This window comes from Halovenus rubra, from assembly GCF_026586665.1.
Lineage (GTDB): Archaea > Halobacteriota > Halobacteria > Halobacteriales > Haloarculaceae > Halovenus > Halovenus rubra.
The window spans coordinates 32,243-50,184 of record NZ_JAODIY010000005.1 but is presented as its reverse complement, the minus strand read 5'-3'; the positions used below and the strand labels follow the sequence as shown (position 1 = coordinate 50,184).

At 56.1% G+C, this 17,942-nt stretch carries 19 protein-coding genes and 1 tRNA gene; 11 read left to right on the top strand and 9 right to left on the bottom strand.

Annotated features, from left to right (window positions below; genetic code table 11):
- Positions 1-107 precede the first annotated feature (107 nt).
- The 5 genes from N5098_RS04855 to N5098_RS04835 all read right to left on the bottom strand — a co-directional run bounded on the left by N5098_RS04855 (position 108) and on the right by N5098_RS04835 (position 4,669).
- Positions 108-1,229, bottom strand: a complete 1,122-nt coding sequence (locus tag N5098_RS04855; RefSeq protein ID WP_267636595.1) for a sulfite exporter TauE/SafE family protein — start codon at positions 1,227-1,229, stop codon at positions 108-110.
- Positions 1,230-1,632: 403 nt separating this feature from the next.
- Positions 1,633-1,707: transfer RNA gene (locus N5098_RS04850), tRNA-Val, on the bottom strand.
- A gap of 78 nt (positions 1,708-1,785) precedes the next feature.
- The gene (locus N5098_RS04845; protein ID WP_267636594.1) at positions 1,786-3,039 is read right to left on the bottom strand and encodes an RNA-guided endonuclease InsQ/TnpB family protein; all 1,254 of its coding nucleotides are present in this window, start codon (positions 3,037-3,039) and stop codon (positions 1,786-1,788) included.
- A 178-nt stretch (positions 3,040-3,217) separates the two neighbouring features.
- Positions 3,218-3,754: a cob(I)yrinic acid a,c-diamide adenosyltransferase gene (locus N5098_RS04840; protein WP_267636593.1), complete on the bottom strand. Its 537-nt coding sequence runs from the start codon at positions 3,752-3,754 to the stop codon at positions 3,218-3,220.
- Between the two features lie 45 nt (positions 3,755-3,799).
- On the bottom strand, positions 3,800-4,669 hold the full coding sequence (locus N5098_RS04835) for a DUF7351 domain-containing protein (RefSeq protein WP_267636592.1): 870 nt from the start codon (positions 4,667-4,669) through the stop codon (positions 3,800-3,802).
- 135 nt (positions 4,670-4,804) lie between these two features.
- Between N5098_RS04835 and N5098_RS04830 the strand changes: the two genes are divergently transcribed.
- Positions 4,805-6,088, top strand: a complete 1,284-nt coding sequence (locus N5098_RS04830; protein ID WP_267636591.1) for an MFS transporter — start codon at positions 4,805-4,807, stop codon at positions 6,086-6,088.
- Here N5098_RS04830 and N5098_RS04825 read toward each other — a convergent pair.
- The gene (locus N5098_RS04825) at positions 6,085-6,480 is read right to left on the bottom strand and encodes a hypothetical protein (protein ID WP_267636590.1); all 396 of its coding nucleotides are present in this window, start codon (positions 6,478-6,480) and stop codon (positions 6,085-6,087) included. The genes N5098_RS04830 and N5098_RS04825 overlap by 4 nt on opposite strands.
- Before the next feature lie 198 nt (positions 6,481-6,678).
- On the opposite strand from N5098_RS04825, the gene N5098_RS04820 reads away from it, so the two are divergent.
- The 5 genes from N5098_RS04820 (at position 6,679) to N5098_RS04800 (ending at position 10,582) form a co-directional block, all read left to right on the top strand.
- Entirely contained in the window at positions 6,679-7,383 is a 705-nt protein-coding gene (locus N5098_RS04820) for a DUF502 domain-containing protein (RefSeq protein WP_267636589.1), read from the top strand.
- Positions 7,384-7,622: 239 nt separating this feature from the next.
- Positions 7,623-8,318, top strand: a complete 696-nt coding sequence (locus tag N5098_RS04815) for a DUF120 domain-containing protein (protein ID WP_267636588.1) — start codon at positions 7,623-7,625, stop codon at positions 8,316-8,318.
- A complete protein-coding gene (gene ribB, locus N5098_RS04810) occupies positions 8,305-8,979 on the top strand; it encodes a 3,4-dihydroxy-2-butanone-4-phosphate synthase (RefSeq protein WP_267636587.1) in 675 nt (224 codons plus the stop codon). The genes N5098_RS04815 and ribB overlap by 14 nt, the downstream gene beginning before the upstream one ends.
- A 41-nt stretch (positions 8,980-9,020) precedes the next feature.
- Complete coding sequence (locus N5098_RS04805; RefSeq protein WP_267636586.1) at positions 9,021-9,470, top strand: universal stress protein; 450 nt, start codon at positions 9,021-9,023, stop codon at positions 9,468-9,470.
- A 182-nt stretch (positions 9,471-9,652) separates the two neighbouring features.
- Positions 9,653-10,582: a branched-chain amino acid transaminase gene (locus N5098_RS04800; RefSeq protein ID WP_267636585.1), complete on the top strand. Its 930-nt coding sequence runs from the start codon at positions 9,653-9,655 to the stop codon at positions 10,580-10,582.
- Positions 10,583-10,594: 12 nt separating this feature from the next.
- Here N5098_RS04800 and N5098_RS04795 read toward each other — a convergent pair whose 3' ends face one another.
- Positions 10,595-11,593 (bottom strand): alpha/beta fold hydrolase, encoded by a 999-nt coding sequence (locus N5098_RS04795; RefSeq protein ID WP_267636583.1) that lies wholly within the window; start codon positions 11,591-11,593, stop codon positions 10,595-10,597.
- Positions 11,594-11,751: 158 nt separating this feature from the next.
- On the opposite strand from N5098_RS04795, the gene N5098_RS04790 reads away from it, so the two are divergent.
- A complete protein-coding gene (locus tag N5098_RS04790) occupies positions 11,752-12,348 on the top strand; it encodes a HalX domain-containing protein (RefSeq protein WP_267636581.1) in 597 nt (198 codons plus the stop codon).
- Between the two features lie 65 nt (positions 12,349-12,413).
- Positions 12,414-13,346 carry a GTP cyclohydrolase MptA gene (mptA, locus tag N5098_RS04785; protein ID WP_267636580.1) on the top strand — a complete coding sequence of 311 codons (933 nt, stop codon included), beginning with the start codon at positions 12,414-12,416 and terminating at the stop codon, positions 13,344-13,346.
- A gap of 6 nt (positions 13,347-13,352) precedes the next feature.
- Here the strand turns inward: mptA and N5098_RS04780 are convergent, their stop codons facing one another.
- On the bottom strand, positions 13,353-14,708 hold the full coding sequence (locus tag N5098_RS04780; protein WP_267636578.1) for a DEAD/DEAH box helicase: 1,356 nt from the start codon (positions 14,706-14,708) through the stop codon (positions 13,353-13,355).
- Positions 14,709-14,838: 130 nt separating this feature from the next.
- Here N5098_RS04780 and N5098_RS04775 point away from each other — a divergent pair, with 130 nt between their 5' ends.
- The 3 genes from N5098_RS04775 to N5098_RS04765 all read left to right on the top strand — a co-directional run bounded on the left by N5098_RS04775 (position 14,839) and on the right by N5098_RS04765 (position 16,761).
- The gene (locus N5098_RS04775) at positions 14,839-15,879 is read left to right on the top strand and encodes an A24 family peptidase C-terminal domain-containing protein (RefSeq protein WP_267636757.1); all 1,041 of its coding nucleotides are present in this window, start codon (positions 14,839-14,841) and stop codon (positions 15,877-15,879) included.
- A 108-nt stretch (positions 15,880-15,987) separates the two neighbouring features.
- A complete protein-coding gene (locus tag N5098_RS04770) occupies positions 15,988-16,188 on the top strand; it encodes a VNG_1110C family protein (protein WP_267636576.1) in 201 nt (66 codons plus the stop codon).
- Positions 16,189-16,272: 84 nt separating this feature from the next.
- Entirely contained in the window at positions 16,273-16,761 is a 489-nt protein-coding gene (locus N5098_RS04765; RefSeq protein WP_267636574.1) for a 50S ribosomal protein L11, read from the top strand.
- 84 nt (positions 16,762-16,845) lie between these two features.
- On the opposite strand, the gene fni is transcribed toward N5098_RS04765, so the two are convergent.
- Positions 16,846-17,919, bottom strand: a complete 1,074-nt coding sequence (fni, locus tag N5098_RS04760) for a type 2 isopentenyl-diphosphate Delta-isomerase (RefSeq protein ID WP_267636572.1) — start codon at positions 17,917-17,919, stop codon at positions 16,846-16,848.
- Positions 17,920-17,942: the final 23 nt, after the last annotated feature.

Below are 17,942 nucleotides of genomic sequence, written 5' to 3'. Positions count from 1 at the left end.
GGACGGCCCCATCAGGAGACACAAATAATAGAATCGCAGGTTGTCAAGACAACGCCGAACTGGCAGTGATGACAACGCGCTGTCAAAGGCGATGACAGCAGCCAGTCTTAAAAGAAGCCGCTGCTTGCCATAATGAACAGCGCGGTCGCAATAATCGTAAACAGCACACCGACACCGTGTTTGAGGATTTCAGTATCCAACGTATCGGAGACGTAAGGTGCAACCTGACCGCCAAGTACCGTTGCCGGGACCGTCCAGACGACAATATTCCACGGTGTCGTCGCGAGGTCAAGTGAGTGGCCACCGGGAACGAGTCCACCACCAAAAACGTGGACGAGCGACGCGAGCACAGCAGTCATTGCGACCACAATGTGGTTTGTTCCAATTGCAACTCTGACTGGGACTTTCGTCCGAATCATCGAGATGATGCCTAACTCGCCAATGCCAAAGCCGGCGAGTCCTTGAAAGATGCCACCGATACTGTAGTTGGCAAACCGTTCTAGATACCCCGTTCGCTCATATCGGTAGTCGTCACCGTGACGGTCAACACGAGTTACTTCTCCATCGTCGGTCCTGACGCCTGCCGAGCCAGGCTTACCGCGGTCGTCAGGGAGAGGACGTCCGCCATCAGCTTCGACGTGATGGGTGTCTTCACTCCCAACCGTACTTGGTTCCTCGTGGCTGAGGTCAGCTTTGAACAGCATATATGCCGCGGCAGTCAACGCGATACCAAGCAAGGCATGGAACACCGGTTCTGGAATAATAAACGAAAGCAGTGCCCCACCGATAACAAACGGGACCGATCCGCCGACGAGAGCTACTGCCAGCCGTCGATCAACCAGTCCATACCTGATGAACGCAAACGCCGAACTGGACAAGCCAAATGACTCGCTAATTAGTCCAATCTTGACAATTGTCGATGGTGACAGATTGGCCGAGATAATTGCATCCGGCGCGAGCACTGGCATCAACACCGGAAAGATAAAGATGAGATACGGAACGAACAGCGCTGAGCCGCTAATCCCAACAGTGTTGACGATTGTTGCGCCAAGCAAAAAGAACGGGAATAACCACCAGAATTCGAGCCAGTATCCATCACCGGCTTGTGCTGGTAATGGTGCACCGGTTAACACCACTGCCACAAAGACCGCTGGCGCGATAAAGACCAGAATATGTTGATACTCAAGCAGTCGTCGCTGTATCCAACTCGCCCGCTGTGTCATACCCATTGCCGGGCGGCTTAGAAAGTGACTAATAAATCCCTTGTGTATTAGAAGATTAAAATTAATAATGTACCTTACTGTAGCTGAGTGACTGGAGTCTCGTTGTTGGTTTGTGATAGCTTACTACACCGTCAGAACGGAATGAGATATTCTGCTGTCAGTTGGGTAGCACTCGACAAAGTGAGAACAATAGATTTGAACGCCGGCATACTCTTTATAGTCTCCGCTGGTTCCCATCTTGCTTTGTCCGGCGGGAATGCCGACCTACGCCAGTTTCTGCAGGAATGCCAGAAAACGAGTGGGTCGAACGGACGTGCACCGAAATCAGACGTGCTCACTTTGTTGTGCACGATTTGTATGGTTCGACTCCAATACCGATGTATCACTTATCGGGTATTCGTGGCAAAAATGGGTTAGGGCGGATTCGAACCGCCGGCCTGCTCCGTGTGAAGGAGCCGTCATAACCGGGCTAGACCACCAACCCAGTATACCCAATTTCTATGCCACCGGACTTAAGAATTATCTTCCAGATGTCGATGCAGCTGTAATGCTTTACCTCCAGTCAGCTACCCACCCCTGAAGGGGTGGGCTTGTCGGTGGACTCCCGTTCAAACTCTATGCTGGAGTGGACGTTGGACACGTCGCTCACGTTCAATGTCCCCGACTTCAGGGCAAGCTGACTGTTGCCCAACCCAGAGGGACGTTTGCCCTCTGGTAAAGCTAAAAGTCGCAGTCCGACGTTCTTCGCCGCGTTGTAGTCGCCGTCAACTTCGTACCCACACTCGTTACAACCAAACCAGCCATCCGAATCTCGGTTTGTGCTGGACTGGTGGCCGCACTTCGAGCAGGTCTGCGAAGAAAAGGCAGGGTTGACCGACTCAACTTGGATGCCGTACTCGGCGGCCTTGTACGCGATTTGCTCTTGGAGTTCGCGGAACGCCCAGTTGTGCATCTGTCGTTTCAACTGGTCGTCGTGGGCGTCCATTCGGTCGCGGATGTGGGTCAAATTCTCGACGGCGATATACGAACAATCGTGTTGTAGGGCTTCCTCCACGATTCCACGCGAGATGGTGTGCAGGCGGTTCAGGACGAAGCGGTTTTCCCGTCCCGACAGTCGCCGTAACGCCTGCCGAGCGGAACGGGTGCCTTTGTCCTGAAGGCTCCATCTGACGCGGAAGTAGTGGTTCTGCCCCCACAGCAGTTCGCCACCGTCGAAAAACCGTCCCGTGCTGGTCACGGCGACGTTCTTCAGGTTCAAGTCCACGCCAAGCACCCGGTCGCCGTCACGCTGGTCAACCTCTTTCTGGATGACGATGTGGAGGTAGAACGCATCCTCGTCGGGACGGTAGTGGAGCGTTCCCATCCGTTTCTCGTAGTCGTCATCGTTGAGGTACGACCGCTGGTACTCTCCGAGTACGAAGTCGGCTTTGACGCGCCCGTTGACGGTAGAGAGCGTGGCGTACTCGTCGTTGATGGTCAGCGTGCGCTTGTCGTAGACGGCAGAGGGTTCATCGAATGACGGGAGTGGGCGGTTGTTACCCTTCTCCCACTCCGCGACGGTACTTTTCATCGCTTCGACGGCTTTCGAGTAGGCCCGCACCACGAGGTTGGCGGGGAGGTCGGTTTCGTCCCGGAGGTCGTGGTACACTTCGTCGTGGATGGTGGACTTGTTGAGAATCAGGTCGCCGTTGTCGTCGCTGCCGTGGTCGATAGTGTAGTTGGCGGCGGTGTTGAACTGTTCGATGGTCTGATGGAGGTCGTCGCGCCGCTCGCCGGGTACGTCGAGTTTGACCGGGACGGTGCGTGTGACCTCCATCTCAAATTCACATACGAACCACTTTTTTTATATATTCTGTGCCAGCGTTGGGGGAGTCAGGCTTGCCATAGCTAGTGGTTGGGTCAGAGAGTTTACGCGCTTCCTCCCACGGCTAAAGCGTGGGCTTCCGCGCTGTTGCCGCTGTGAAACCGCTCATAAACCGACACTAAAGCAGAGGTCAGTACGTTGGGCTCTCCTCGGGCACGCCATCGCGCTGGTTGAGCAAGCGTGCGAGTGTAAACAACGCATCAGAGAGACGGTTAAGATAGACAACCGCCGTCTCGTTGACTTCGTCTTCGGCAGCGACGAGCGCAACCGCGCGGCGCTCGGCGCGACGGCAGACAGAACGGGCATGGTGGAGGTGGGCACCGCTGTCTGACCCGCCCGGGAGAATGAAACTCTCTAGGGGGTCGAGTTCCTCGTCGTAGCGGTCAATCGTTGCTTCGAGTTCCGCGACGTGTTCCTCACGAACAACAGGGTCGTCTTCGTCGGGCTCAGGGTTGGCAAAATCTGCTTGCACGATATGGAGGTGGTTCTGGACCATCGCGAGGTCATCATCAAGGTCGTCGTATCCGGTCGGTCGGGTGAGTCCAACAAGTGAGTTGACCTCGTCGGCGCTGCCGTAGGCCTCGATGCGTTCGCTGGCTTTCGAGACCCGGTCCATTGTTCGAAGGTCAGTCTGTCCCTCGTCGCCACGCCCGGTGTAAATCTTCATATACGACTGTCGGAGCGAGACAAACTTAATTCCCGTCCCATCGGTCTATGCGTTTTCAATGGTTGTCGAGTGAACAGCCAGTCCGTCACCAAGCAACAGTACAAGCGAGGCCTCCTCCGCCGCAATCTCCAGTCGGCACTGCCAAGGGTCGGTGCCGGTCACCTCAACGGCGTCGTCAGTCACACACCAGTTAAGTTCCCAGAACGGCACTGTCAACCGGTCGGTCTCGTATTCGTGACGGAACCAGGTTACTCGTTCGTGGTCGCGGAAGAATAGCCCGACTGGCGGATACAGCCGGTTCCCACAGCGCTGACAGACACCAGTTGCGAGGGTGTCGTTATCGTCCGGGTCTGTTTTGATTTCCATGACGCCCAGACATGCGGGACAGACGCCGTCTCTCGCGCGGGCCATGTGTGACCTGACATACCGGTCAAACGCCTCCAACAGCGCAGGGACTGACCGGGACTGCACGGCTCCCGGCGGAATCGGGTATCTAATGTGTCTGGTGTCACAGTCTCGACAAGAAATAGCAAGCCATTCCGACTCATAGACTGCCACAAGCATCTCCATCCCACAGTTGGGACAGGTTCCTGTAACAGATGTGGGGCCAAACGAAGCGTGTTCGTTGTACGTTCCTGCAAGAATCGCCGTCGCCACTTTCCATCCAGCATAGCGGAGTTCATAGCCGTCCCCAGTATCTCTGATGAACTGGCCGGTCAGTTCTTCGAGATGGTAGCTGAACTGTGAGCTGACCGCTATCTCAGTCCGAGCAAACAGTTTTGAAAAGGGAATCGGTGTCTCCACGGAGTGCTGGTTCGCGTCCAGCAGCGCATGAAGAATGTCGACACGATGCTCATGCCCGAGCAACGCAAACGCAGTTGCAGGAGAGACTCCCGTGGAATCCCCGCTGTCCATAGCTCTGGCTAGGGTGGCTCTCTGATTACTGTTGTGTCTTCCCGTGGACGTTACCTGTCATATCATATTTGTTGCTAAAACGCGCATTAGCAAGCATATTTGCTCCCGGCAGTGCTGTTATCTGTTGTATCACACATGCTATCGGAGTGGTATCACAGTTCAGCTGTTCTTAAATACTATCTGTACAAGCTTAGCGACTCAGTCGGCTTTATCTGGCCGGTTTTTACACTCTTCTTGCTCTGGAATGACCTCACATACACACAGATTGGAACCCTAAGCGCCATCTCAGCGGTGCTTGTGGTCGTGTTTGAGTTGCCGACAGGCTACGTCGCCGACCGTCTCGGTCGACGAAATACACTTGCTGCCGGGATGGCAGCAATGAGTCTCTCGCTTGCAGGGTTCGCTATCGCGGACACGTTCTTGGCGTTTGTAGTGTTGTACAGTATCTGGTCAGTGTCGTTGGCGTTACACCACGGAACTGACGATGCATGGCTGTACGCGACGTTACAAGCGACTGCAGACGAGACGACATTTACGCGCATTAAAGGCCGTGGCGGCGCAGTGTATCAGCTTGGTTCGGCGGGGACGATGATTGCTGGGGGCTTCCTCTACGTTGTACACCCCACCTACCCGTTTATTGCATCGGCGCTGCTCAACTTTGGGGGAGTCGCTGTCGTGTTGTCGATGCCACAGAACACACAGTTCGAGTCTGCTGTCGAATCGACGACACATCCCAGACGGTCACTGCGCGTGCTCCAAACACAATTCCTCCGACCGCCGCTTCGCGCTTTCGTCGCATTCGTTGCGCTGTTTTTCGGTATCGTCGCCGGAGCAGATACCTATATCCAGCCAATTATCATCGATATTCTATCGGGGGCAGCACTCGGAGAGGGTGCGATACTGCCGGCCAACCTCTCACCACTGGCAGTCCCTGAAGAGGCGACCCTCGGGTTCGTCTATGCTGGGTTCGCAATCGTTGCTGCGGTGGCGAGTTATCACGCTGAGGCGGTCCGTGATTGGGTTGGCCTTCGAACTGCACTGATAGCGGTCCCCGTCGGTGTCGCAACCGTGTTCGTGCTTCCAGTTCTGTTACCGGTGGTCGCTATCCCGGTATTTTTCGTTATGAAAGGGGGTGAAGCGCTCTCGAAACCGCTTGTCGGCCAGTATCTTAATGATAGAACTGCTGAGACCGAGCGGGCAACCGTACTGAGTGCAGCATCAATGAGCTACGCCGTCGTTCGCGCACCACTGAAGCCGCTTGCGGGACTTGTTGCCGACGTTTCGACACCGGTTACTGCCGTGGCCGTGCTCGGCGTGCTGTTCGTTGTGGGCGCTGGTATTCTGTTTGCGATAACGACACCGCTTACGCCGACAACGATGTCTTCATCGGGTAGGCAGGGAGCGTGCGCCGAGGATTAAGCGTGACTGTGGTCTGAGCGGTCCATCTCTCGTTCGATGTGCCAGTTAGTATCTGTTCGCTCTGTGAGTCGCTCATACATCGCTCGGAGCCCAGCGGATTCGGTCTCGGGTAGCACATGGAGCCGGATAACGCCGTCTCGGATGGAGACACGAAACACGTCACAAGTATCCTCGTCGCGGACGAGATATAGTGGCATCGGGAGCGAGAAAAAGTCGCCATACCGGTACGGCCCAGTATCGAGAACAGATGCAAGTGTGGCTTCCAGTGTCTCGGTCGGCCGCTCTGTCGCCGGAACCAGTCTGAACAGCATTTTTCCCTCGTATTCGACGCCGCCGCTGTGGGGGTAGCGTCGTGTGGGGCGAACCTGAATCGCAAACTGCGACTCTGCCATCACATCTGGATACGGCCTAATCCTTTTTATAATCAAGCCCGCTTCTCTCGTTTTCGTCGGTCAGACCAGTATCAGCGGCAACAAGAAGGGCTCAAAAAAGAAGACAGGATAGCTCGCAAACTGCAAAGAGGAACTGATAAACAAGCTATCGAAAAGAAACAAAAGGACTCATTAGTTGGCCGTCACGTACTTCAATCAATGGCGTCATGGAAACGTGACTTTGCGAGTGGGCTCATCATTCTCATCCCTATCCTCGTGACGGTAATCGTGCTCGCTTGGCTGTATGGCTATCTCACGCGGGTCCCAATACCTGTCGAGAAGTTGGCTGATGCATATAATCTCCCGGAAGAGCCCCTTCAGGTCACACTCACCATCATCATATTTATCCTCGTCGTGTTTTCGATTGGATACCTAATGCGAACAGCAGTCGGTGCTGTTGCCGAAAGCGCCCTTGACGACCTGATGAACTCTCTGCCTGGCTTGCGAGTGGTCTACAACGCATCGAAAATGGCAGTCGAGACTGCCGTCGGTGGGACAAGTGGGCTTCAGGCTCCCGTCCGTCTAGAGGTCTGGGACGGGTTGCGGATGACAGCGTTTAAGACGGGTAACCGGACGGCCGACGGGCGTGAGATTCTCTTCTTACCAACCGCACCGAACATTACGACCGGCTTCGTCGTTGAGGTAGAGCCAGACCGGTATTACGAAATCGACGATAGCGTTGAGGACGCGCTGACGCGGATGTTGAGCGCAGGATTCGGTGATGCAACGGAACAAAACGTCGCCGAATACGTCGGCAACAGTGAGCAGGGGGAACCGGCGCAGGTCAGTATGGACTCGCTCAGTGACTCTACTAGGTCCTCGGATGCGGTATCTGACGAGGGTTCGGTGTCAAACGACACATAGGTCGAGTCAGACGGTGGTTCGTCCTCTGACAGACAGGACTGAAATGGTCACTACCGCTGGAATCGTCACCAGCTGAAAGAAGAGCCTGTGGTCGTGTTATGCCCAACTTTCTCGGAAGCGACGCAGTTATACAACTTCCATACAAACTATTCGACTCAGATAAGTACTCGGCCCATAACAATTTTGAGATGGGTAACGACTCCGTTATACTTATACGGCACAGACCATCAGTTCTAGCCATGGCAGAGACACGGCGAGTACTCGACAGTGCAGAGGTGTTGACGCTAAAACATCTGGCACTGGTCGGAGCAATCGACGGCGAGCAGAAACTCTCGTGTGCCGCGCTCGCAGACCGGCTGGACGCCTCAACACAGACAGCATCACGCCGGCTCCAGCAACTGGAGGAGGGTGGATTCATTACCAGAGAGGTCGTCAGTGACGGCCAATGGATAACGATTACTGACGACGGGGCACGGCGACTCCGATGTGAGTACGAAAGCTACCGGCGTATCTTCGAGTACGATGATGAGCTTGTCCTTGCGGGCGAGGTAACAAGCGGAATGGGTGAAGGACGCCATTACATCACGCTTCCAGGATATATGCGCCAGTTCCAGAATAAGCTCGGCTACGAGCCGTTTCCGGGGACGCTAAATGTCGATCTCACCGATGAGAGTATCCGAGCCCGCACTCGGCTAGATGCCGTTGAACCCGTTGTCATCGAAGGCTGGGAGAGCGACGACCGAACCTATGGCCCCGCTTACTGCTATCCGGCAGCTGTGACACTCGAAGAGGAACATTACGAGAAAGCACACGTAATCACGCCCGAACGGACACACCATGGGGATGACCACCTCGAACTCATCGCGCCCGAACGACTGCGTGATACACTTGCACTCGAAGATGGAACGGAGGTGGCGATTCATGTCACGCAGTAGTAGGTCATCTGGTGAACCAACAGCTGTTGACCGTGCCATCGATACGTTCCGTCGTGGTGATCCGGTCTGTATTCACGATGCTGACGACCGTGAGGGCGAAACAGATATTATCTACCCTGCCACAGCAGTGACACCGAACGCAGTTTCACGGCTTCGCAACGACGCTGGCGGTCTTATCTGTGTCGCTGTCGATGGCGAGGTCGCAGATGCCTTCGGACTCCCATTCCTGCAAGATGTGCTGGACCACCCGGCTGCCGGCGATCACGATCTCACCTACGACGACCGCTCGTCGTTCTCGCTGCCGGTGAACCACCGGAAAACCGACACCGGCATCACCGACGAGGACCGGTCGCTAACGATTCGTGAACTTGCCACAGCGGCGGACACACCAGAAGAGACAGCGTTCGCTTCGTCGTTTCGCACGCCGGGCCACGTCCACATCCTCCGAGGCGCGACGAACCTGCTCGCAGACAGGCGGGGTCACACTGAATTAGGCCTCACGCTCGCACACGCGGCTGACCAGTCACCCGCGGTTGTCGTCTGTGAGATGCTCGATGACGAAACAGGAAAGGCGGTCGCTCCCGAGGATGCAGCGACCTACGCCGAAGCACAGGGTATCCCGTTCATAGAAGGTGCCCAACTTGTCGAACGGTTTGTCTGACTGACAGCAACTCTTTTCTGGTTGCCATAGAATGGTGAACTATGTACGATCATGTGCTGGTTCCGACGGATGGTTCAGAGCGGATGCACGAAGCTCTAGAACACGCAGCCAGCCTCGTGCAGCAGTATAATGCGACCCTCCATGCGGTCCACGTTGTGCAACAGACGGGAGCTACCGACGCTCTTGACGATGGAGAGTTTGAGACGGCAGTTGAACGGATCGAGCGTGCCGGTCAAGAGGCTGCCGAGACAATTGCTGAGCAAGCGCGTTCGAACGGCGTCGATAACGTCGAGACAGCGGTTATCACCGGCATCCCCGCAGAAGCGATTCTCGAATACACCGACCAGCACGATATTGATGTGGTTGTGATGGCGACAAGCGGGCGAACCGGGGACGCGCGTGAAATTGTCGGGAGCGTTACCGAAGCCGTTATTCGGTCGTCGCCAGTCCCCGTCTTCACTGTGAATACAGACTGCAGTTCGTCGGCCTGAACGGCTGGTGTTTGGTTTCACGGTACGTTCAGCGACACACTGAACAGAGAGCGAGTTCACGCCCGAAAAGCAGGCAGCATACACGACTGTGGGGTCTCCGCGAGGTTGATTTCGTTACAGTCACCTATCTGAACGTCGCCGGAGCGCAAACACTCTTAACCATCGGGGTAAATGGAGTGAGTATGAGCTTCGATGAGATGGACGTGGGAACCATCTGGATGGACGGTGAGTTTGTCGACTGGGACGACGCAACGGTGCACGTCCTGACGCACGGACTTCACTACGGAACTGGGATTTTTGAGGGGGTTCGCTGTTATGAGACTGACGACGGCCCCGCAGTGTTCCGCTGGGAAGAACACCTCGAACGGTTCTATCAATCGGCCAAACCATTCGAGATGGAGATTCCGTTCGAACCCGACGAGTTGACCGAGGCGACGCTTGAACTTATTCGCCGCGAGGAGTTGGCCTCCTGTTACATTCGGCCAGTCGCATTCTACGGATACGAAATGCTCGGTCTGAACCCAAGTGGCTGTCCGGTTGAGACAGCAATCGCAGTCTGGCCGTGGGGGACCTACCTTGGAGAGGACGCGCTCGAACAGGGAGTTGACGTGGGTATTTCGTCGTGGCGCAAGCATGCATCCAGTCAGATTCCGACGAACGCGAAAATGACCGGGCCGTACGCAAACAGTGTCCTCGCTTCATTAGAGGCCAAATCCCACGATTACGTCGAAGGGATTATCCTCAACAAAGAGGGGAACGTTGCGGAAGGACCCGGCGAAAATCTGTTCGTTGTCCGTGACGGTGAAGTGCTCACACCGGGACTTGCCGAGGGCGTTCTTGACGGCATCACGCGCCGGTCCGTTATCGAGATTGCCCGCGATCAGGGATACACTGTCCACGACGATGCGACAATTTCCCGCGGAGAGTTGTATACGGCCGATGAGCTATTCTTTACCGGTACCGCTGCCGAAGTGACGCCGATTCGGACGGTTGATGACCGTACTATCGGCGAGGGAACCAGAGGCCCCGTGACAGAAGATATTCAGGCGCGTTTCTTCGAGATTGTCGACTCTCAACCCGAAGAGTACGCCGACTGGTTCACCCTCGTGTGAAGTTTAGGCGTCTCAGCCGCCTGTCTGTGCGTTAGCAAGAAACGACCGTATCTCGTCGGTGACCCGCTGTGGATGCTCAATATGAGGCCAGTGCCCGGTCTCCGGGAGCCGGCTGACCTGTAGGTCTGGGACCAGCCGATGTAATCCATCGAGTAGTGTCACCTCGAGTGCCGGGTCGTGCTCTCCCCAGAACACGAGTGTCGGCACGTCGACTGCACGCTGGGTCTGTTCTTCGCGCCCCAAAAGCATCCGGAGGCCGGTCTCGACAGTGTCACGCCCGACTGCACGGTAGTAGTTCAGCGGACCAGCAGGTGATTCACTCTGTTCCATCGCTGCACGAAAGCGCCGGATGTCTGTTTCGGTGAACGCCTCGGTCCCGGGAAGATGAGTCAGTGTCTCAGCGACAACCCGGTATCCATCCGCTTCGAGGATGCGTTCAGGTACCCACGGCAGTTGCGCGGCAAAAACGTACAGCGACCGGAACAGCTGTGTCGGTGACCTGCCCAGATGGCGACGGTACAGGTCCGGGTGCGGTGCGTTGAGTATCGCGAGCTGGTCGACGAGTTCTGGTTCGCGGATGGCAGTCTCCCACGCGATGAGTCCACCGATATCGTGTCCAATCAGCGTTGCCCGTGACGAACCGTGGTGATGAACGAGTCCACGGACGTCTGCGACGAGTTCGGCCGTTCGATAGCTCTCGACCCCAGCAGGGGCGGACGAACGGTTGTACCCACGCAGGTCCGGCGCGACGACTCGGTACCCCGCGTTAGCGAGGCTCGACAGTTGGTGATGCCACGTATACCAGTGCTCGGGGAACCCATGTAAGAGCACAACCAGCGGCGCAGCCCCAGTCGGGTGGTCGACCGCGTCCAGATTTGGTGTGACTGTAACGTAATGGACAGCAATGTTGTTGAGATATGCTGTCTCGTGGTGCCACTCAGCGGGGTCATCAGTGGAACCCGGTGCGGGCTGGCGACGATTTCTATTGGAAGGTGAAGAGTTATTTGTCATACTACTTGTTGCTTGATTGGCACAGTTCCTTTCTATCTGTGTTCGTGGCCCAGATACAAAAGAACGCCAACATTTCCGGCTAGAACTGACAGCATAACAAACGTATCAAGCAACCACCCGGAAACCTTTTGCATCCAGTCGACTTTAGGAGTTAACGAATGAGTAGCTCCGAGCCTGCGACAGTGCTCGTCGTGGACGACGAGCCCGACGTGGCGGATGCGTACGCGGCACAACTTCAGGGCGAGTTCACCGTCTCGACCGCCTACGGTGGCCAGGAAGCGCTCGATAAGCTAGACGAGGTGGTCGATATTGTCCTGCTTGACCGCCGGATGCCAGGAATCTCGGGTGACGAAGTTCTCGAGAGGATACGAGAGCGTGATCTCCAAATCCGCGTCGCAATGGTAACTGCTGTCGACCCTGATTTCGATATTATCGAGATGCCCTTTGACGATTATGTTATCAAGCCAGTTTCACGTGAGGACCTCTTCGATACTATCGAACGGTTGCTCACGACCGCCGAGTATGAGAGTCGTCTCCGTCAGTATTACGCACTGACAGCCAAACACGCGACACTTGTGGCCAACAAACCTGAGTCCGAGCTGGCCGAGAGTGATGCTTTTGACGAACTCGAAGAACAAATGGACGAGATTCAGGGCAACCTCGACGAGACGATCTCATCGTTCGATGAGGACGACTTCGAGGCGGCGTTCCGTGACCTCGATGACGAGTCTCTTCTCGACACAGCGGACGAATAAGTTGTTTTAGCCCTATTTCCCCGGTACCGAAAACACTAACCCACAGTTTTCCCTAGGCGCGGTCAATGAGTCAGCAATTGCCAGACGTGCAAGCCGACAGCCCAGATGTAACTGTCGGTCTGAACCGGGTCGGCGTTACGGGTGTCGAAAAACTCGTAAAGGTTGCCCGGCCGGAGAAACGCCCCATCATTCTGATGGCAGAGTTCGACGTGTACGTCGACTTGCCGTCCTGGCGGAAAGGGGCGGATATGAGTCGGAATATGGAAGTCGTCGACGAAACACTCGAAGACGCAGTCAGTGAGCCGACCTATCGCGCCGAAGATGTCTGTGGTGATGTTGCCGAGCGCCTTCTCGAAAAACACCAGTATACGACGAAAGCAGAAGTTCAGATGGAAGCCGAGTATATTGTCCGTGAGAAAACACCGGCAAGTGATCGAGAAACACAGTTCTCTGCCGATATTATCGCAGCCGCAACCGCGACTGAAGACGGAACCAACGAGAAAATCGGTGTTACTGTTACCGGTATGACAGTGTGTCCATGCTCACAAGGGATGTCAGCAAGCCGTGCACGCGAAACGCTTGCCAACCTCGGAGTCGAGGAAGATACTGTCGAAGAGTTCCTCGACGAGGTCCCACAGCCGGGCCATTCCCAGCGCGGTCACGCCACCGTCACGATTGAAAGTTCGGGCGCGCCCGAAGTTGACCTGCGCGACCTCATTGAGGTGGCTCGGGATTCGATGAGCGCGCGTATATACAACCTCGCCAAGCGACCCGACGAAGATCATATGACCTACGATGCCCACAGCGACGCCAAATTCGTCGAGGACTGCGTTCGCTCGATGGCCAAAGGCGTTGTCAAAGAGTTTCCAGACCTCTCTGAGGATGCTGTTGTCACGATGAAACAGTCGAACGACGAGTCGATTCACCAACACAACGCTCACGCTGAGCGTGTTGCCGAGTTCGGTCAGTTGAAAACTGAACTAAACGGCGACGCCTGAGTTAGTCTAGCGCCGCCGTCGTGCGACCTGCTCTTCTGCCGTTTCTTCGGTGACGAGTTCATAGAGCAGCGCACGCTCTCCGTCAGCATTCGGACGGAGAATCCGACCGAGGCGTTGTGTAAACTCCCGTTCGCTCCCGCTCCCTGATAGAACGACTGCAACGTTTGCATCGGGCACATCGACACCCTCATCCAGGACGTTCGCCGTGACAACACGTGTGTACTCACCTTCGCGGAACCGCTTCAAAATATCGCGGCGCTCACCCGCTGTGGTTTCGTGGGTAATAGCCGGAATCAGGAACCGTTCGGAGAGTTGATAGACGAGGTCCGTATGTGCGGTGAAGATGATAACACGGTCATCGGTGTGTCGATCGAGGATATCGGCGAGGCGCTTGACTTTCCGCTCGGCGTTCATCATTACCTCTCGGGCCTGTTGTTTCGCCAGAAGCGCCTCGCGCGCTCTCGGGTCGGTCCCCGAGCGCTTGACGAGTTCCTGATAGTCGCTCCCGCTCCGGAGCGTGATGTTCGAGCTGGCGAGATACTCAGTGAACACCGTCTGGTGGCGTTCGTACATGTCCCGCTCCTCGGGCGTCAAACTGACCTCGATACGTTTGATATCGTAAGGAGCCAGATGCTCGCCAGATAGCTCGTCGACTGTCGCCCGATACACGAGCGGGCCAAGCACCTCCTCGATAATGGTATGTTCGCCGTCAGGCCGCTCAAACGTCGCTGTCAACCCGAGACGAGCGGGGGCGACAAACAAGCGGGCAATATCACGGTAGCTTTTGCCACCAAGATGGTGGACCTCATCGAAGATGACCAACCCAAATCGGTCACCAAGTTCATCCGCCCGTAGATGCGCTGAGTCGTAGGTAGCGACGGTGATGTCTTCGACTCGCTGTTTACCACCCCCAAGCCGACCAATAGGGACCGCAAACTCTGACTCCAGTTCGTGTTGCCACTGAGTCAGTAAATCAATTGTCGGCACAACTACCAGCGTCGGGGTATCACAGGCCTCGATTGCGCCAAGGCCGATAACGGTCTTACCGCTGCCTGTCGGTAGTTCGAGGACGCCACACGAGTTGGCCCCTTCCCATGCCTCAAGGGCATCTTGCTGATACTCGCGGAGGCGATAACTCGATTCAAGCGACAGCGCTGATACATCGAGTCCTTCGTCGACGATAGTGGCCTCAGCACCCACAAGTATCTCACGGATATCGACGTAGCGGAACGCAGGGGCACGATAGCACTCGGTTCGTGAGTCGTACTCGATACCGTCGACCGACGCGAGTGTCTCTCCTGCCGTCTCGACGCCCTCGACTCGTATTGTTCCCTCTTCGTAGGTGAGTCGAACGGTCGGCACAGTCGAACAAATGCCCTCGGGATACAAGAGCAGTGTCCATTGTCAGGGCCGACTAACGAGACACGTACAAACGCTTAATTACGAAGGCGACACATCGGCTACTGTGCCTGACTTCGCAACTATTCCGGATATGCTCCGTCTGGTCGTGTTACCGGTCTTTGGCTATCTCGCATGGCGGGACATCAAGACCCGGCGTGTTCCCAGACGGACGTGGTATCCCCTTATCGCACTCGCACTCGTGTTACTCGTCTGGGACACGTACGTGTTGTTTACCGGCGATACGACAGCATACGACCAGCGGCTGTTTGTGATACAGACCGCGATTTCTGTGTTCTTTCTCATCCCGCTTGCCTACGGGTTCTGGTTGCTCGGTGGGTTCGGGGGAGCCGACACAAAGGCGTTTATGACCATCGCCTTGCTCTTACCGACCTATCCCGAATTCAATCTCTGGGTGTTCGATATTCAAGGGACACTCTCGACGTTGCCAGTGGTAGATACTGAGGTTGGCGTATTCTCTCTGACCGTGCTGGCGAATACGGTCCTTATCGGCGCACTCTACCCAGTTGCGTTGGCAGCAAAAAACGGTGTCTCTGGGTATATTTCCCCCGGAATGTTCGTTGCGACACCGATTCAGGCCGGCAAAGCTACCCAGAAGTACGGCGTCCTGCTCGAATTTGTGGAGGGGCGACTCAGGGATGTTCGCTCACTGTCAGGCCTGCGAGCGCAGTTTTCGTGGCGACGGTTGGACCTTGACGCGTTGCGGATGTATCTTCAGTGGCGAGACCTCACGCTTGCGGAACTTCGCGACAACCCCGAACGTTACTGTGACCCCGCATCGCTGCCCGCAGAACCAAATCCACCCGGAAACGGCTCGATAGCAAATACTGATGTGACAGCAACCGACTCTCCCAAGAAGACGAGAGGCGACGTCGGTGACGTGCCCGAAGACGACCCATGGGGCGCAGCGGCGTTTCTCGACGATATTGACGGCAACGCCTTCGGAACAACACCCGAGATGCTTCGTGACGGGTTGGAAATGCTCGCCGACGAGGACGAGGTTTGGATATCGCCCGGTCTTCCATTTATTGTTCCAATGTTTTTCGGGTTGGTGCTCGCGTTCACGTATGGCGATATTCTCTTTGCGTTCCTCAGGCTAGTCGGGGTTGCCTAACTGCTTGTCAGTCCGGGTGTCAGCGGTCGGTACAAACCCATGAGTATTGATAACAGTGACGGATTTATTTCGACACACTAATACAATGAGCGGGTGAATTACCGAGTAATGAGCGATGTCGCCCGGTTGCGTGATAGCACGCAAATTCTGTTGCCAAGCGACGCGCTTGCTGGCCTCAGTGCTGACATCGAAGAAGAGTTTACTGTCACTGTTCGGAGCGAAGACGGGAGTGTCCGTATTATCGGAAGCCCGGTCGAGATAAAGAGCGTCAGCAACTTTCTCACTCGAAACGGGATAACTGTCGCCTAAACAGGGTCAAGTCATCGCCTGGTAGGACCTCTCACTCCGCGGGCAAAAAGGAATTCTTAAACCTGTCCCGACTGAGTATCGGATATGGCTGACACTATCGAGGCACTCGTCCCCGGCGGTGAGGCCACGCCCGGCCCGCCCCTCGGACCGGAGCTTGGCCCGACACCGGTGGACGTGCAGGCTGTCGTCCAGGAAATTAACGACCAGACCGCTGCGTTCGACGGAACCGAAGTCCCCGTCACGATAAGTTACGAGGAGGATGGCTCCTTCGAGATTGAAGTTGGTGTCCCACCGACGGCCGAACTCATCAAAGACGAGGCAGGCTTCGACACGGGCAGTGGCGAACCCGCAGACGAGTTCGTCGCCGACCTCTCGGTTGACCAGATTCAGCAGATTGCCGAGCAGAAACATCCGGACCTGCTCTCGTACGACTTGGAAAACGCCGCTAAGGAAGTCGTCGGCACCTGCACCTCGCTGGGAGTTACTATCGATGGCGAAAACCCCCGCGAGTTCAAGCAGAAAATTGACGACGGCGAGTACGACGACCTGTTCGCCGACGAAGCACACGCGTAAAGCGGTCAGCGGCTTCTGTTAGACCACTGCTACTGTTTTTCTCGGAGTAACTCTTGAGAGATAACCGTCTACGCCGGCTGCCGTTTATCGGTCGAGAAATGTCTGCGTCCGACCGAGCACAACGGCATCGGTCTTCTGTAGCTCGGCGACAGATGCTGAGCCAGTGACAAACATCGCTGTCTTCAGTTCGGCGGTGAGGTCTTCGATAAACTCAACGACAGCCTCGCTACCCTGTCCAGCAGGCGTGAGGAATGGTTTCGCTAATCCTCCAGCACGTGCACCGAGTGCAATGGCCTTTGCAACATCCAACCCGGAGCGGACACCACCGCTTGCGACGACACAGTCGTGGTGCTCGGTCGCTTCGACCGTGCTGACCGCAGTTGGCATCCCCCAGGTCCGGAACAGTTCGCCAACCTGTTCGTGACGACGGTCGCCGACGGCCGCCGCTCTGTAGGCCTCGACGCCAGACCAGGTTGTACCGCCTTTTCCGGCTACATCGAGACAGGCAACGCCGGCGTCAGCGAGCCGTGCTGCTGTCTCTCTGGAGAGGCCGTTTCCGGTTTCCTTGACGATAACAGGAACTGAGAGGTCGCTTGCGACGGTTTCGATAGCCGCGAGGCAGCCGCGTGCGTCGACATCTCCCTCAGGCTGTGCGGCCTCCTGAAGGAAGTTGAGGTGGATTGCGAGCGCATCGGCGTCAATCATCTCGACCGCTCGCTCAGCACCCTCGACACCGTACTCGCCGAGCTGTGCCGCCCCAATGTTTCCATAGAGAAAGGCGTTCGGGGCGACATCGCGAACAACGGTGTAGGATTCGAGCAGGTCCTCGTCAGTCTCTTCGAGGCCCGCGCGTTGACTTCCGACACCCATCGCAATACCGGTCTCTTCGGCGGCCGTTGCCAGTGCCCGGTTGAGCGTTGTCGTATTTGGGTGCCCTCCGGTCATGCTCTCGATAACAAACGGGGCCGCAAGTTCGTGTCCCAAAAACTCGACGCTTGTTTCTATCTCTGCCCGGTCTATCTCCGGAAGTGCCTCGTGAATGAGTTGAATGTCACCGAAGCCACTTCCACCCGTTTCGACATTTTCTTCTTGGACAATACGGATATGGTCGTCTTTTCGGTCAATGGTCTGCTCATCTTCAGTAGGCGGTTCGCTCATCTATCGGAGTGAGGGAGCCACCC